The sequence below is a fragment of the Cupriavidus taiwanensis LMG 19424 genome, from assembly GCF_000069785.1.
Lineage (GTDB): Bacteria > Pseudomonadota > Gammaproteobacteria > Burkholderiales > Burkholderiaceae > Cupriavidus > Cupriavidus taiwanensis.
In genome coordinates, this window is the sequence record NC_010528.1 from 2,217,271 (window position 1) to 2,232,092 (window position 14,822).

The 14,822-nt window shown below is 67.0% G+C and carries 15 protein-coding genes; 4 read left to right on the plus strand and 11 right to left on the minus strand.

What is annotated here, in order from left to right:
• Positions 1 to 47 precede the first annotated feature (47 nt).
• From RALTA_RS10175 to RALTA_RS10190, 4 genes are read right to left on the minus strand one after another with little or no spacing between them, the layout of a single operon-like run.
• A complete protein-coding gene (locus RALTA_RS10175) occupies positions 48 to 1,208 on the minus strand; it encodes a CaiB/BaiF CoA transferase family protein (protein ID WP_012353340.1) in 1,161 nt (386 codons plus the stop codon).
• 12 nt (positions 1,209 to 1,220) lie between these two features.
• Entirely contained in the window at positions 1,221 to 2,387 is a 1,167-nt protein-coding gene (locus tag RALTA_RS10180; RefSeq protein WP_012353341.1) for an acyl-CoA dehydrogenase family protein, read from the minus strand.
• A gap of 39 nt (positions 2,388 to 2,426) precedes the next feature.
• A complete protein-coding gene (locus RALTA_RS10185; RefSeq protein WP_012353342.1) occupies positions 2,427 to 3,404 on the minus strand; it encodes a Bug family tripartite tricarboxylate transporter substrate binding protein in 978 nt (325 codons plus the stop codon).
• 47 nt (positions 3,405 to 3,451) lie between these two features.
• Positions 3,452 to 3,841, minus strand: a complete 390-nt coding sequence (locus tag RALTA_RS10190) for a cupin domain-containing protein (protein ID WP_012353343.1) — start codon at positions 3,839 to 3,841, stop codon at positions 3,452 to 3,454.
• A 467-nt stretch (positions 3,842 to 4,308) separates the two neighbouring features.
• Between RALTA_RS10190 and rpsU the strand changes: the two genes are divergently transcribed.
• From rpsU to RALTA_RS10210, 4 genes are all read left to right on the plus strand, one after another.
• Positions 4,309 to 4,521 carry a 30S ribosomal protein S21 gene (gene rpsU / locus RALTA_RS10195; RefSeq protein ID WP_010814647.1) on the plus strand — a complete coding sequence of 71 codons (213 nt, stop codon included), beginning with the start codon at positions 4,309 to 4,311 and terminating at the stop codon, positions 4,519 to 4,521.
• Positions 4,522 to 4,716: 195 nt separating this feature from the next.
• The gene (gene nodI / locus RALTA_RS10200; protein WP_012353344.1) at positions 4,717 to 5,628 is read left to right on the plus strand and encodes a nodulation factor ABC transporter ATP-binding protein NodI; all 912 of its coding nucleotides are present in this window, start codon (positions 4,717 to 4,719) and stop codon (positions 5,626 to 5,628) included.
• Positions 5,629 to 5,641: 13 nt separating this feature from the next.
• The gene (locus RALTA_RS10205) at positions 5,642 to 6,493 is read left to right on the plus strand and encodes an ABC transporter permease (RefSeq protein WP_012353345.1); all 852 of its coding nucleotides are present in this window, start codon (positions 5,642 to 5,644) and stop codon (positions 6,491 to 6,493) included.
• A gap of 39 nt (positions 6,494 to 6,532) precedes the next feature.
• Positions 6,533 to 6,868 (plus strand): hypothetical protein, encoded by a 336-nt coding sequence (locus RALTA_RS10210; RefSeq protein ID WP_012353346.1) that lies wholly within the window; start codon positions 6,533 to 6,535, stop codon positions 6,866 to 6,868.
• 4 nt (positions 6,869 to 6,872) lie between these two features.
• Here RALTA_RS10210 and RALTA_RS10215 read toward each other — a convergent pair whose 3' ends face one another.
• From RALTA_RS10215 to trpA, 7 genes are all read right to left on the minus strand, one after another.
• Positions 6,873 to 8,078 (minus strand): O-succinylhomoserine sulfhydrylase, encoded by a 1,206-nt coding sequence (locus RALTA_RS10215; protein ID WP_012353347.1) that lies wholly within the window; start codon positions 8,076 to 8,078, stop codon positions 6,873 to 6,875.
• Between the two features lie 330 nt (positions 8,079 to 8,408).
• Positions 8,409 to 9,938: an amidophosphoribosyltransferase gene (purF, locus tag RALTA_RS10220; RefSeq protein ID WP_012353348.1), complete on the minus strand. Its 1,530-nt coding sequence runs from the start codon at positions 9,936 to 9,938 to the stop codon at positions 8,409 to 8,411.
• A 104-nt stretch (positions 9,939 to 10,042) separates the two neighbouring features.
• Positions 10,043 to 10,540, minus strand: coding sequence for a CvpA family protein (locus RALTA_RS10225; RefSeq protein WP_012353349.1), 498 nt, complete (start codon positions 10,538 to 10,540; stop codon positions 10,043 to 10,045).
• 41 nt (positions 10,541 to 10,581) lie between these two features.
• Positions 10,582 to 11,322, minus strand: coding sequence for an SPOR domain-containing protein (locus RALTA_RS10230; protein WP_012353350.1), 741 nt, complete (start codon positions 11,320 to 11,322; stop codon positions 10,582 to 10,584).
• A 108-nt stretch (positions 11,323 to 11,430) separates the two neighbouring features.
• Complete coding sequence (folC, locus tag RALTA_RS10235; RefSeq protein ID WP_012353351.1) at positions 11,431 to 12,741, minus strand: bifunctional tetrahydrofolate synthase/dihydrofolate synthase; 1,311 nt, start codon at positions 12,739 to 12,741, stop codon at positions 11,431 to 11,433.
• Positions 12,742 to 12,970: 229 nt separating this feature from the next.
• Positions 12,971 to 13,843, minus strand: coding sequence for an acetyl-CoA carboxylase, carboxyltransferase subunit beta (gene accD / locus RALTA_RS10240; RefSeq protein ID WP_012353352.1), 873 nt, complete (start codon positions 13,841 to 13,843; stop codon positions 12,971 to 12,973).
• Positions 13,844 to 14,023: 180 nt separating this feature from the next.
• Positions 14,024 to 14,821: a tryptophan synthase subunit alpha gene (gene trpA, locus RALTA_RS10245; RefSeq protein ID WP_012353353.1), complete on the minus strand. Its 798-nt coding sequence runs from the start codon at positions 14,819 to 14,821 to the stop codon at positions 14,024 to 14,026.
• Position 14,822 lies beyond the last annotated feature (1 nt).

Consider the following 14,822-nt stretch of genomic DNA (forward strand, 5'->3'; position numbering starts at 1 on the left):
CGACTTCAGTATCCGTTGGCCGGGATTGTACGCGGCGGCAGCGCGGATCAGTCCTCCGGTCCGTGGGCGGGCGGCAAGGCCTGCGGCCAGCTGCGGATGTTGCCGGGCGTACGCGAGAAGCGCGTGGGAATGCCTACGCCGCGCAGGCGCCCTTCGCTCGGATGGTCGTACTCGAACATCATGCCGGTGGCGCGCAGGTGCGGGTCGTCGGCGAGGCTGTCGAAATGCGGCACCTCGCTGTGCGGGATGTCGGCATCGCGCAGCAGCGCCAGCCATTCGGCGGTGGTGCGCTGCGCGACGATCTCGGCCAGCGTGGCATAGAGCGCGTCGATATTGGCGCTGCGCGCGGCCGGGGTCGCATAGCGCGGATCGCTGGCCAGCGGCGCATGGCCCGAGACATCGAAGAACCGCTGCCACTGCGCACTGGTGTACGGCAGCAGCGCAATATGGCCGTCGCGCGTGCGGTACGGCTTTCGGTGCATCGACATCACGCGCGGATAGCCGGCCGGCCCGAGCGGCGGCACGAAGGTCTGCCCGGCCAGCTGCTCCGTGGCCAGGAACGACACCAGCGTCTCGAACATCGGCACCTCGATGGCCTGGCCCCGGCCCGAGCGCTCGCGTTCGTACAGCGCCATCGGAATCGCATAAGCCACCGTCAGCCCGGCGACCTTGTCGGCGAGGATGGTGTTGACGTACTGCGGCCCGTCGTTCGCGTTGGCACCCTGGAACTGCGCCATGCCGCTGCGCGCCTGGATGATGTCGTCGAACGCCGGCGCGCCGGCGTAGGGCCCCGCCTCCGAATAGCCATAGGCGCCGCAGTAGATCAGCCGTGGATGGTCCGCGCACAGCGAGGCATAGTCGAGCCCTAGCTTGCGCAGCGACTGCGGCCGCACGTTCGAGACAAAGACATCGGCGCCGGCGATCAGCGCCTTCAGCGCCGCCAGGTCGTCGGGCTGCTTCACGTCCAGCACCACGAACTGCTTGTTGCGGTTCAGGTTGAGGAAGCTCGCGCCCATGGCGGCGTGCCGCGCCGGCTCGGCGTGGCGGAACACGTCGCCGGCGGGCGGCTCGACCTTGATCACCTCGGCGCCCATGTCGCCGAGGATCTGCGTGGCGTACGGCCCCATCGCCACCGAGGTCATGTCGATCACGCGGATCCCGGCGAGCGGCCCGGTGGGCGCATTGGCTTGGGCTGGACTGTCTTGCATCGCCGCTCCCGCTCAGTACGACTTGGGCAGGCCCAGCACCCGCTCGGCGATAAAGCAAAGGATCAGCTGCGGGCTGACCGGCGCGATGCGCGGGATATACGATTCGCGCAGCAGCCGCTCGACCCGGTACTCGCGCGAATAGCCCATGCCGCCCAGCGTCAGGATCGCGGTCTGGCAGGCATTGTGGCCGGCCTCGGCGGCGAGGTACTTGGCGGCATTGGCCTCGGCCCCGCAGGACTGGCCCGCGTCGTAGCGCGCCGCGGCCTTGAGCATCATCAGGTTGGCCGACTCCAGCTGCATCCACGCCTGCGCCAGCGGATGCTGCACGCCCTGGTTCATGCCGATGGGGCGGCCGAATACCACGCGCTCCTTGGCGTATTGCGTGGCGATGGCCAGCGCCGCGCGCCCCAGCCCGATGGCCTCGGCCGCGATCAGGATGCGCTCCGGGTTGAGCCCGTGCAGGATGTACTCGAAACCCTTGCCCTCTTCGCCGATGCGGTCTTCGTCGGGAATGAACAGGTCGTCGATGAACAGCATGTTGGTGTCGACGGCGGCGCGGCCCATCTTGTCGATCTCGCGGATCTCGATCTTGCTGCGGTCGACTTTGGTATAGAACAGCGACAGCCCCTCGGTCGATTTCTTGACCGATTCCAGCGGCGTAGTGCGCGCCAGCAGCAGCATGCGGTCGGCCACCTGCGCGGTCGAGATCCAGATCTTGCGCCCGCTCACCGAATAGCCGCCCGGCACCTTGCGCGCAAAGGTCTTGAGCTTGGTGGTGTCGAGCCCCGCGTCGGGCTCGGTCACGCCGAAGCAGGCCTTCTCCTGCCCGGCGATCAGCGGCGGCAGGAAGCGGCCCTTCTGCGCGTCGGTGCCGAACACCACCACCGGGTTCAGGCCGAACACGTTCATGTGCACCGCCGAGGCGCCGGTCATGCCCGCGCCCGACTGCGAGATGGTCTGCATCACCAGCGCCGCCTCCAGGATGCCCAGCCCCGCGCCGCCGAAGGCCTCGGGCATGGCCACGCCGAGCCAGCCGCCTTCGCACAGCGTCTTGTAGAACTCATGAGGATAAGTGCCGGACTTGTCGAGGCGGTCCCAGTATTCCATGTCGAATTGCGCGCAGACCTGCTGCACCGCCTCGACGATGGAGGCCTGTTCTTCGGAGAGATCGAAATTCATCGCGTTACCTGCTTGCTGTCGTTGTCTGTTCGATGTGTCTTATTCCGGCTGGATGCCCGCGTCCTTCACCAGCCGCGCCCACTTCTGCAGCTCGGCCACGACAAACTGGTTGAGCTCGGCCGGCGTGCTGCCGAACGGCTCGAAGCCCAGCGCGTGGAACTGCGCCGCATGCTGCTTGCTGGTGGCGATCGCGACCAGTTCGCGGTTCAGGCGCTCGACCACCGGGGCCGGCACCCCGGCCGGCGCGAACACGCCGTTCCACGAGGTCACGTCGAAGCCCTTCAGTTCCGGCACGCTCGCCAGCGGCGGCAGGTCCGGCAGCAGTGCGCTGCGCTGCGCGGTGGTCACCGCCAGCGCGCGCAACTTGCCGGCGCGCACGTTGGCGATGCCGGCGGCAAAGTCGACGAACATGGCCTGCACCTGGCCGCCCATCACATCGGTCATGGCGGGCGGCGTGCTCTTGTACGGCACATGCAGCATCTTCAGCCCCGCCATCTTCGACAGCGTCGCGCCCGAGACGATGCCGGTGCTGTTGCCGCTGGCATAGGTCAGGCCCGGATGCGCCTTGGCGTAGTCGACGAACTCGCGCAGCGTCTTGACCGGCAGCGCCGGGTTGACCACCAGCATGAATGGCAGATTGCCCATGCGCGAGATCGGCGTGAAATCCTTGACCGGGTCATAGCGCAGCTGCTTCATCAGCGACGGGTTGGCCGAATGCGTGGTGTTGGTGGTCATGAACAGCGTATAGCCGTCGGCGGGGGCCTTGGCCACGAACTCGGCGGCGATGGTGCCGTTGGCGCCGGGCTTGTTGTCCACCACCACCGGCTGCTGCAGCGACTCGCCCAGGTACTTCGCGGTCAGGCGCGCCACCGCGTCGGTACCGCTGCCCGCTGCAAACGGCACCACCAGGCGCAACGGCTTGTTGGGGAATTCATCGCCGGCCAGCGCCGGAGTCGCGGCCAGTGCCGCGCTGCAACCCAGCACCAGGCCGGCAAAAGTGTTTTTGAAGGACTTCACGGTGGTTGTCTCCTGTCGTTTTGCGCCCTGCCGTGACCCGTCGCGCCTCAGGCGGGCCGGATCACGCGCTCAGGGGATTCCTCGTAAGGCGGGGAATAGATCACCAGAATCTTCGCCGGCTCGTCGCTGACCACGGTGAAGACGTGCATCTGGTCGGGGGGAAAGAAGCAGCAATCGCCGGGGCCCAGCTCCCGGCGCTGCCCGCCGACCTCGGCGACGGCGCGGCCTTCCAGCACGTAGCAGACCTGTTCGATACCGGGATGCGCGTGCGGCAGCGCGCCCTTGCCTTTTTCGATGGTGCCGTGGATCACTTCCAGATGGCGCGAGCCGACCGTCTCGGGCGCGATCAGGCGGCGGTTGAGCGTGCCGACATGGTTGGCGGGGTGGTAGCCCGCGACGTCCATGGTCGAGACGAAGTAGACGGGTTGATCCGGCATGCGGGTCTCCTGCTTCAATTCATGTTTATGAAAAATAGTTTATATCCATGAATTTATTCGTCAAACGATTTTTGGCGTGAGTGCGGGTTTACCGGGAGGCACGGGGGGGCACGTCGGCAACAACCGCGTTATCATTCGCAGATCGCGCCCAGCCAAGCGCGCACGCCCGTGACTCCGGCCCGTCCGCCGGCCCTCGTTGCACTGCATTCTTGACAGTGCTGTCGTATACATGCGATAGTTACGGGCGTATAGCATTCATGGAAACCGGTACTGTCAGGCTCCAGTTGTGTTCGGACCTGGCGCTATCACCCCTGACACTGGTTGCACGGACTGAAACGTCCACATCTTTCAGGTTCGCGGGGGCGCACCCGGGCATCGGCCCGGCGTGCAATACCAGTCGCTCCGGCGACCGCAGTTTCCCCCCGTGTGAACCAGCCGCCCCGGCGGCAATCCCCTAAAGGACTGAATTGACTAAGATCGTCTTGAAACCCGGTGAGCCCGTTGAAGTTGCAATGCGGCGTTTCCGTCGTGCCATTCTGCAGACTGGCCTGATCGTTGAACTCAAGAGCCGTACCGCTTACGAGAAGCCGACGACCGAGCGCAAGCGCAAGAAGAAGGCCGCCGAAGCACGCCTGCGCAAGCGCCTGCGCATGCAGATGCTGCCGAAGAAGATGTACTGATTCCGGTACGCTTCGCTGCCCGGCATCGCGGGGCAAGAAAAACCGCCAGTTCGCTGGCGGTTTTTTTATGCCCGCGCGCAGGGCGTGCCGCCTGCGCGCCCACGGGCTCTGCTGCGGTGCGCCACCTGAGCGCCGCGCGGATGACCGGCATAATGGCGGATATTGCGCCGTTGCGGCGCCACACCGGACCCTGCCTTGACTGCCATCCTCGAGTTGCGCAAGGTGCGCAAGCAATACGGCGACACGGTCGTGGTCGACAACCTCGACCTCCAGGTTTTCCGCGGCCAGTGCTTCGGCCTGCTGGGCCCCAACGGCGCCGGCAAGACCACCACGCTGCGGCTGCTGCTGGGACTGACCACGCCCATGGCGGGCACGCTGACACTGTGCGGCGAGCCCATTCCCGAGCGCGCGCCGCAGGCGCGCATGCGCGTGGGCGTGGTGCCGCAGTTCGACAATCTCGACCCGGACTTCTCGGTGATCGAGAACCTGCGCATCTTCGGGCGCTACTTCGGGCTGTCGTCGGCCGAGATCGAGCGGCGCGTGCCGAGGCTGCTGGAATTCGCGCGGCTGGAAAACCGCGCCGACGCGCAGGTGCGCGACCTCTCCGGCGGCATGCGCCGGCGCCTGACCGTGGCCCGCGCGCTGATCAACGACCCGGACCTGCTGGTCATGGACGAGCCCACCACCGGCCTGGACCCGCAGGCGCGCCACCTGATCTGGGAGCGGCTGAAGTCGCTGATGGCCAGCGGCAAGACCATCCTGCTGACCACGCACTTCATGGAAGAGGCCGAACGGCTGTGCAACTACCTGTGCGTGATCGACGGCGGCCGCAAGATCGCCGAAGGCAAGCCGCACGAGCTGATCGACAGCCAGATCGGCTGCGACGTGGTCGAGGTCTATGGCGATGAACTGGACACGCTGCGCGGCACGCTGACGCCGCTGGCGCAGCGCACCGAGATGAGCGGCGAGACACTGTTCTGCTACGTGCGCGAGCCCGCCCCGCTGCTGGCGGCGCTGCACGGCAGGAGCGGCGTGCGCTACCTGCACCGCCCGGCCAACCTCGAGGACGTGTTCCTCAAGCTGACCGGCCGCGAGATGCGGGACTGAACCAAGGGACGACATGAGCGAACAGGATCCCCGCGCGGACGCCACCGATGCCTCCCCCGCCACCGCCATGGCGGCGCGACAGACCTATCCGCAGCCGCTGCTGCCGCGCAACCTGCGCAACTGGATGATGGTCTGGTACCGCAACTACATGGTGTGGAAGAAGCTGGCCATTCCGTCGATGATCGGCAACCTGGCCGATCCGATGATCTACCTGTTCGGGCTGGGGCTCGGACTGGGGCTGATGGTCGGCCAGGTCAATGGCGTGTCGTATATCGCCTTCCTGGCGGCCGGCACCACCGCGTCCAGCGTGATGATGTCGGCCAGCTTCGAGTCGATGTATTCGGCGTTCTCGCGCATGCATGTGCAGCGCACCTGGGAAGCGATCATGCATGCGCCGCTGACGCTGGGCGACGTGGTGCTGGGGGAAATCGCCTGGGCCGCCAGCAAGGCCGTGCTGTCTGGGCTGGCGATCATGCTGGTGGCGGGCGCGCTCGGCTATGCGCAGATGCCGGGGGCGCTGCTGGCGCTGCCGGTCATCGTGCTGGCCGGGATTGCCTTCGCCGCGCTGGCGATGATCGTGACCGCGCTGGCGCCCAGCTACGACTTCTTCATGTTCTACCAGACCCTGGTGATGACGCCGATGCTGCTGTTGTCGGGCGTATTCTTCCCGCTGGAACAACTGCCCGAAGGCGTGCAGGCAGCGACCAAGGTGCTGCCGCTGGCGCACGCCGTGGCGCTGATCCGCCCGCTGATGCTGGGCCGCCCGGTCGACGGCGCCGGCCTGCATCTTGCGGTGCTGGCCGTTTATGCAGTGGCCGCGCTGGTGGTATGCCTGGTGCTGCTGCGCCGCCGGCTGCTGCGCTGATTCCGTCCCATGCCAGGCTCAACCATTACTACGTGTTCCATGCAGTCTTTATTTCCCCGCTTGCGTCGCAACCTGCGCAACGATAGCGAAACCTCCGCCAATCTGCAGCGCATTGCCCTGATGCTGGCGGCCGCCTGCGCCACCGTGTCGCTGTCCGGCTGCATGGTGGTCGGCGCCACCGTGGCCGTCGGCAGCGCCGCGGTGTCGACCGTGGCGACGGTCGGGTCGGCAGCGGTCAGCGTGGCCTCCACCGCGGTCGGCGCCACCTACGACGTCACCGCCGCCGGCGTGAAGGCGATGGCCGGCAGCGATGAGCCGGCACCGCAAGCGCCTGCCCTGCAAGAACCGGCCCCGGTGGTCGCGGCGACAGAGTAGCGCCTCAGTCGCCCAGGCCGCGCAGCAGGTCGGCCTTCAGGTCTTCGACGGACTCCAGCCCCACCGCCAGGCGGATCAGCCCTTCGCCCACGCCCGCGGCCGCCTTGGCCTCGGGGCTGACGCGCGCGTGCGTGGTGGTGTACGGGTGCGTGATGGTGGTGCGGGTGTCGCCCAGGTTGCCGGTGATCGAGCACAGCCGCGTGTTGTCGATCACGCGCCAGGCGTTGGCGCGCTGCTGCTCGGGCGTGGCGCCCTTCAGCTCGAACGAAACGATCGCGCCGCCGCCGCTCTGCTGGCGCATGGCAATCTCGTGCTGCGGGTGCGACGCCAGCGCCGGGTGGAACACGCGCGCCACCGCCGGGTGCGATTCGAGGAACTGCGCCAGCGCCAGCGCGCTGGAGGAATGGCGCTCCATGCGGATTGCCAGTGTCTCCATGCCCTTGAGCAGCACCCAGGCATTGAAGGCCGACAGCGTCGGCCCGGCGGTGCGCACGAACGGGAACACCTTGCCCATGATGAAGTCTTGCGAGCCCAGCACCGCGCCGCCCAGCACGCGGCCCTGGCCATCGATATGCTTGGTGGCGGAGTGCACCACGATATCGGCGCCGAATTTCATCGGCTGCTGCAGCGCGGGCGAGCAGAAGCAGTTGTCGACCACCAGCAGCGCGTTGGCGTCGTGGGCGATGTCGGCCGCCGCCGCGATGTCAGCCACCTCGGTCAACGGGTTCGACGGCGTCTCCAGGAAGAACAGCTTCGTGTTCGGCCGCACTGCCGCACGCCACGCTTCTAGGTCGGTCGGGTCGACAAAGGTCGTCTCCACGCCGAACTTCCCGAAGATATTGTTGAACAGCGTCATGGTCGAGCCGAAGATCGCGCGCGAGCTGACCAGGTGGTCGCCGGCCTGCATCGACGACAGCACCACCGACAGGATCGCGCTCATGCCCGACGCCGTGGCCATGCAGGCCTGCGCCCCTTCCAGCGCGGCCAGGCGCGACTGGAACATCGACACGGTCGGGTTGGTGAAACGCGAATAGGTGTAGCCCTCTTCCGAGTTGGCAAAGCGCTCGGCGGCCTCGGCGGCGCTGTTGAAGCAGAAGCTTGAGGTCAGGTACATGGCCTCGGAGTGCTCCATGAACTCGCTGCGCAGCGTGCCGGCGCGCACGCCAAGAGTATCGATGCCGAGCGATTCAGGATTGAGCGGTTGGTTCATGCTGGTGGCGCGGTCGTACCCGCGCGAATGCGATGGTTTCGACAAGCTGCGCACCGGCCCGGTGGACGGCGCGCGGCCATGAAAAAAGCCCGTGCGATCGGATGGTCGGATCGACGGGCTTGCTGTTCTGCGAATGGCCGTGGGCTTCAGGCTGTGGCGGCCGGCTTCCGGGCCTCGCGGCGCCGGCAAGGCGCTGCGCATCGGGAATCGTTGCTGGCCACCATCTCTTTAGCTGTTTCGGGCTGTACCCGCGTCCGCAAGCTGACTATCAAATCGACGCCCGGCCATGTTACGGCCGGGCCCCGCATTCGTCAACGCGCGCGGCGCGGCTTACTCGTTGCCGCCGGAGCGCTGCAGGTGCAGTTGCGAGCGCTCGGTGTCAGCGCCGGTGCCGTCGCGGTCGGCCTGGCTGCGCGCGGTTTCCAGGCGATCCAGGTAGGCCTCGTCGATATCGCCGGTGATGTAGCGGCCGTCGAAGCACGAGGCGTCGAAGTCGTTCAGCGCCGGGTTGATGTCGCGCACCGCCTGCTTCATCGCTTCCACGTCCTGGTACACCAGCTTGTCCGCGCCGATGATCTTGGCGATCTCTTCGTGCGTGCGGCCATGCGCTACCAGTTCGCTGCGGGTCGGCATGTCGATGCCGTACACGTTGGGGAACTTCACCGGCGGCGCGGCCGAGGCGAAGATCACCTTGTTGGCGCCGGCGTCGCGCGCCATCTGCACGATCTCGAACGAGGTGGTGCCGCGCACGATCGAGTCGTCGACGATCAGCACGTTCTTGCCCTTGAACTCCACGCCCATGGCGTTGAGCTTCTGGCGCACGGACTTCTTGCGCACCGCCTGGCCAGGCATGATGAAGGTGCGGCCGACGTAGCGGTTCTTGAAGAAGCCTTCGCGGTAGTTCACTCCCAGACGGTTGGCAACCTGCATCGCGGCCGGACGGCTGGAATCGGGAATCGGCATGACCACGTCGATATCGCCGGCCGACACTTCCTGGCGGATCTTCTCGGCCAGGTAGTCGCCCATGCGCAGGCGCGCGTCGTAGACCGGCACGCCATCGATGCACGAATCCGGACGCGCCAGGTAGACGTACTCGAAAATGCAGGGCGTCAGCACCGGGTTGTCGGCGCATTGCTTGCTGTAGAGCTTGCCGTCGAGGTCGATGAAGATGGCCTCGCCCGCTGCCACGTCGCGCTCGAACTTGTAGCCGATGCCTTCCAGCGCCACCGATTCCGAGGCGACCATCCATTCCTTGCCGGTGGGCGTCTCGACGCTGCCCAGGCACAGCGGCCGGATGCCGAACGGATCGCGCACCGCCAGCATGCCGTAGCCGGCGATCTGCGCCGAGATCGCGTACGAGCCGCGCACGCGGCGGTGCATGCCCGCCACGGCCTTGAAGATGGTTTCCGGATCGAGCGCCATGCCGTTGCTGGCGCGCTGCAGCTCGTCGGCCAGCACGTTCAGCAGCACTTCGGTATCCGAATGCGTGTTGATATGGCGGCGGTCGCGGCGGAACATCTCCTCGCGCAGCTGCTGCCAGTTGGTCAGGTTGCCGTTATGCGCCAGGATGATGCCGTAGGGGGCGTTGACGTAGAACGGCTGCGCCTCTTCCTCGCTCGAGGCCGAGCCGGCGGTCGGGTAGCGCACCTGGCCGATGCCCGCGTTGCCGGGCAGGCCGCGCATATTGCGCGTGCGGAAGACATCGCGCACCAGGCCGTTGGCCTTGTGCATGTGGAAGGTACTGCCGTTGGCGGTGGCGATGCCGGCAGCATCCTGTCCGCGGTGTTGCAACAACAGCAGGCTGTCGTAAATCAGTTGGTTGACAGGCGTGGATGACACCACACCGACGATACCGCACATGCCAAGCTCCCAGGAAAGGCTTTGATTCAGGGGGGCGCAGCCCGGCCCGGGATCCTCCGGGCCCGAAGGCCTGCGTTACTACCAGCCGCGCAACGTGCCCGGCCTTATGTCTTCACGTACTTCGCCAGCTCCGGCGGCAGCCATGGCTTGATCGACTCCATGGCCTGCATCACATACGGGCGGCTCACCGCATCGCGCCAGAACGGTTCTTCCGGCAATTTCGTCAGGCTGGCCAGCGTCACCATCACCATCACCAGCAGCACGCCGCGCAGCACGCCGAACACCAGTCCGAGGCCACGGTCGGCGGGCTTGAGGCCGGTGCTCTCCAGCAACTGCCCGACCACCATGCCGGCCAGCGAGGCGCCCAGCACGGTGCCGATCAGCAGCACCACGAAGCCCAGCGCATGGCGAGCCAGCTCGCCGCCCGGCAGCGACTCGGGCATCCAGCCCGCGGCGACCGCGCCGTAGCGGAACGCCACCCAGAACGCCACCACCCAGCCGATCAGCGACAGCACCTCGCGCACCAGGCCGCGCAGCACGCCCAGCAGGCCCGAGGCCAGCAGGATGAAGACCACGGCATAGTCGAAGAAAGTCGGCTGCATCGTTGCTGGCGGCCAGGCACGCGTGCCGGCCGCGGCGCCCCTTACTGTTCCACGACCTTCGAGGTCAGCCCCACCGCCCGCACGCGCTTGTCGGCCGCATCGGCGGCGTCGCGATCGTTGAAGGGACCGGCACGCAGCAGGATGCGCTCGCCGTCGGCCAGCACTTTCTTTTCGACATACGCCGGCACCTTGCTCGCCTTGAGCTTGGCCAGCCAGCCCTTGGCGCGCTCTTCCGAAGAAAACGCGCCGATCAGGATCAGGTACTTGCCGCTGCCGGTCCTGGCCTCGGCCTTGGTTTCAGGCTTCGCCTCGGGCTTGGCTTCGGTGCGCTGCGCGGGCTTGTCGGCGGCGGCCGCCGAGGGCTTCGGCGCACTGACGATCTCCTCGCCGGCATCCAGCGCGGCGGCATCATTGCGCGACGCCGGCGCGGCCGGCGCGGGCGGCAGCGGATCGGCCTTGCGCGGCTCGACGCGCGGCTTCTGCGAGCTGGTCACACCATTGGCAACCTTGACCGAGACGTCGTCGGACACCGGCCGCGGCTTGGTCTCGAACACGATCGGCAGCACGATCACGGCGGCCACCATCAGCACCACGGCGCCGATCAGCCGGCGGCGCGCGCGCTGCTTCTGCGGAAATTCAGGGTCCAGCGTGTCGTCGGCATACTCGTCGGCCAGGCGGCGCGACGAGGCGATGCCTGCACCCGTGTCGGTGCGCTGGCGCCGCGCACGCTCGGGTGCCGGGTCGTTGCCCTTGCGGGAAGAAAACAGCGAAAGCAGGCCCATAGATTGGTTCGGTGATACGGCCTCGTGGGGCCGCTCGTTGCGTTTGCCGCTCAGTGATCGGCCAAGGCCGCCGGTTTGGTCAGGTCAGCGCGCGCCGGGACGCCCGCTTCAGTTTGCTTGCGTGGCACGGTAGGCCATCACGCCGGCGACGGTATAGAACGATCCGAAGACCAGAATTCTATCATTCTCGGTGGCTCGCTCGATGGCGTCGCGGAATGCCGCCTCGGGGCTGGAAAAGCAGGCCGCGGTCGCATCCGGGCCGGGCTGGAAGCCCCCTGCTTCGAGCTTGCCGAGCAGGTCCGCGGCGCTGGCAGCGCGTTCGGTCGGCAGGTCGCACAGGCACCAGTGGTCGACCTTGTCGGCCACGTGCTGCAGCACGCCGGCGATGTCCTTGTCCTGCATTGCGCCGAACACCGCATAGGTGTAGCGGAAGAAGCCCATGTTCTCGAGGTTCTGCCCCAGCGTCGCCGCCGCGTGCGGATTGTGCGCCACGTCGAGGATCACGGCCGGACGGCCCGGCAGCACCTGGAACCGCCCCGGCAGCTCGACGAAGGCCAGGCCGTTGCGCACCTCCTGCGCGCTCACCGGCAGGCGCTCGCGCAGCGCCTGCAGCGCCGCCAGCGCAGCCGATGCATTCAGCAGCTGGTTGGCGCCGCGCAGCGCCGGATAGCCCAGCCCGTTGAGCTTGCGCCCGCCGCCGCTCCAGTCCCATTGCTGGCGCTCCTGGCCCTTGGCGGCCTGGAAATGATAGTCGCGCCCCACCAGCCACAGCTCGGCGCCGACCGCCTCGGCGTGCGCCACCAGCGACTTGGGCGGCACCGGGTCGCCGCAGATCGCCGGCACGCCCGGACGGAAGATGCCGGCCTTCTCGAAGCCGATTTCCTCGCGGGTGTTGCCCAGGTACTGGGTATGGTCGATGTCGACGCTGGTGATGATGGCGCAGTCGGTATCGATCACATTGGTTGCATCGAGGCGGCCACCCAGCCCGACCTCGAGGATGATCGCGTCCAGGCCGGAAGCCGCGAAGAAATGGATGATCGCCAGCGTGGTGAATTCGAAATACGTCAGGCTGACCGGGTCGGCAAAGCTGTTGCGCGCGCGCTCGACCGCTTCGAAGTGCGGCAGTAGCTGGGCGTCGGTGGCGATTTCGCCGTTCAGGCGCGCGCGCTCGTTGAAAGAGATCAGGTGCGGCGAGGTATGGCAGCCCACCTTGTAGCCGGCTTCCAGCAGGATGCGCTCGAGCATGGCGCAGGTCGAGCCCTTGCCGTTGGTGCCGCCCACGGTAAAGACCGCGGCGTCGATGCGCAGCCCGAGGGCTTCCTTCACGCGCGTGATGCGCGTCAGGCCCATGTCGATGCCCACGGGATGGGCGGTTTCGAGATGGGCGAGCCATTCGGGGAGCGTGTGGAAGACAGGCATTGGGCGTACGAGGAAATGTTTGCTACCAGATTCGGTCAGCCCCTCACAAAGTCAAGGGTGAGGATAGCGCGCTGAGAAAACGTAGCAAATCTCTACCGTCATTCCCGCGCAGGCGGGAATCCAGCGTCTTAGAAAAGTCACTGGGTTCCTGCCTGCGCGGGAACGACAAACAAGAAATGCGAAAGGCGCGTCAACCGCCCGCGCCTTCGGTACCGCGATATTGGCGGCGTTATGCCACCGCGTCAGCCGGCTGCTTCTGCAGCAGTGCCAGCAGCTGCGCCAGTTCGGCGCGCATCTTGCGGCGGTCGACGATCATGTCGATGGCGCCCTTCTGCAGCAGGAATTCCGAGCGCTGGAAGCCTTCCGGGAGCTTCTCGCGCACGGTCTGCTCGATCACGCGCGGGCCGGCAAAGCCGATCAGCGCCTTGGGCTCGGCGATCACCACGTCGCCCAGGAAGGCGAACGAGGCCGACACGCCGCCCATGGTCGGGTCGGTCAGCACGCTGATGAACGGCAGCTTGCTCGCGCTCAGCTGGTTCAGCATGGCCGTGGTCTTGGCCATCTGCAGCAGCGACAGCAGGCTTTCCTGCATGCGCGCGCCGCCGGTGGCGGTAAAGCAGATGAAGGGCACCTTCTGCTCCAGCGCGGCCTGCGCGCCGCGCACGAAGCGCTCGCCCACCACCGAGCCCATCGAGCCGCCCATGAACTCGAACTCGAAGCAGCTCGCCACCACCGGGATGGTGTGGATGGCACCGCCCATCACCACCATCGCATCGGTCTCGCCGGTGTCTTCCATGGCGGCCTTGATGCGGTCCGGGTACTTCTTGGAATCCTTGAACTTGAGCGCGTCGACCGGCACGATCTCCTGGCCGATTTCATAGCGGCCTTCGGCGTCCAGCAGCGCGTCCAGGCGCGCACGCGCGCTGATGCGCATATGGTGGTCGCACTTGGGGCAGACGTGCAGGTTGGCCTCGACGTCGGTCCGGTACAGGGTGGACTCGCACGACGGGCACTTGACCCACAACCCCTCGGGGATGCCCTTGCGGGTGCTGGGGTCGGTCTGTTGAATCTTGGGGGGCAGGAGTTTATCCAACCAGCTCATGAAAGCTCCTTTCGGATGACTGCGGTCCGCCGGCAGGCCCGTGATCGGGGCGCCGGCTGGCGGAAGGCAGGGAATCAACCCGCGAATTTACCATGACGGCCCGGTGAGCCCGAAGCGCAACGCGCGAATTGCGCATAATCCTGCACCTCTCGGACCCACTCAAGCGGGCAATGCATCACTTCAAGCGTCCAGCGCCTGGCGAATCTCGGCGATAAACGATTGCAACGCCGTCACGGCCTGCTCGCGCGGCGTGTCTTCCAGCAGCTGCACCAGCCGGCTGCCGATCACCACGGCATCGGCCACGCTGCCGATCGCGCGCGCGGTCTGCGCGTCGCGAATGCCGAAGCCCACCCCTACCGGCAGGTTGGCGTGCTGCTTGATCAGCGGCAGGCGCGCCGCCACGCTGTCGAGGTCGATCGATGCGGAACCGGTCACGCCCTTGAGCGAGACATAGTAAAGATAGCCGCTGGCGACCTTGGCCACGGCCTCGATGCGCGCATCGGTCGAGGTGGGCGCCAGCAGGAAGATCGGGTCCATGCCATGGTCGCGCATCAGCCCGGCGAACGACTCGCACTCCTCGGGCGGATAGTCGACCACCAGCACGCCGTCGACGCCGGCGGCGCTCGCGGCCGCGGCGAATGCCGCTTCGCCCATGCGCTCGATCGGGTTGGCGTAGCCCATCAGCACCACCGGCGTATCCGTATTGGTCTGGCGGAACTCGCGCACCCACTGCAGCACCTGCGTGAGCGACACGCCCTGCGCCAGCGCACGCTCGGAGGCGCGCTGGATCACCGGGCCGTCGGCCATCGGGTCGGAGAACGGCACGCCCAGCTCGATCACGTCGGCGCCGCCGGCCACCAGCGCGTGCATCAGCGCCACGGTCAGGCCGGGCTCCGGATCGCCGGCGGTGATGAACGGAATCAGGCCCTTCTTCTGCTGCGCGGCCAGTGCCGCGAACGTCTTCTGGATACGGGACATA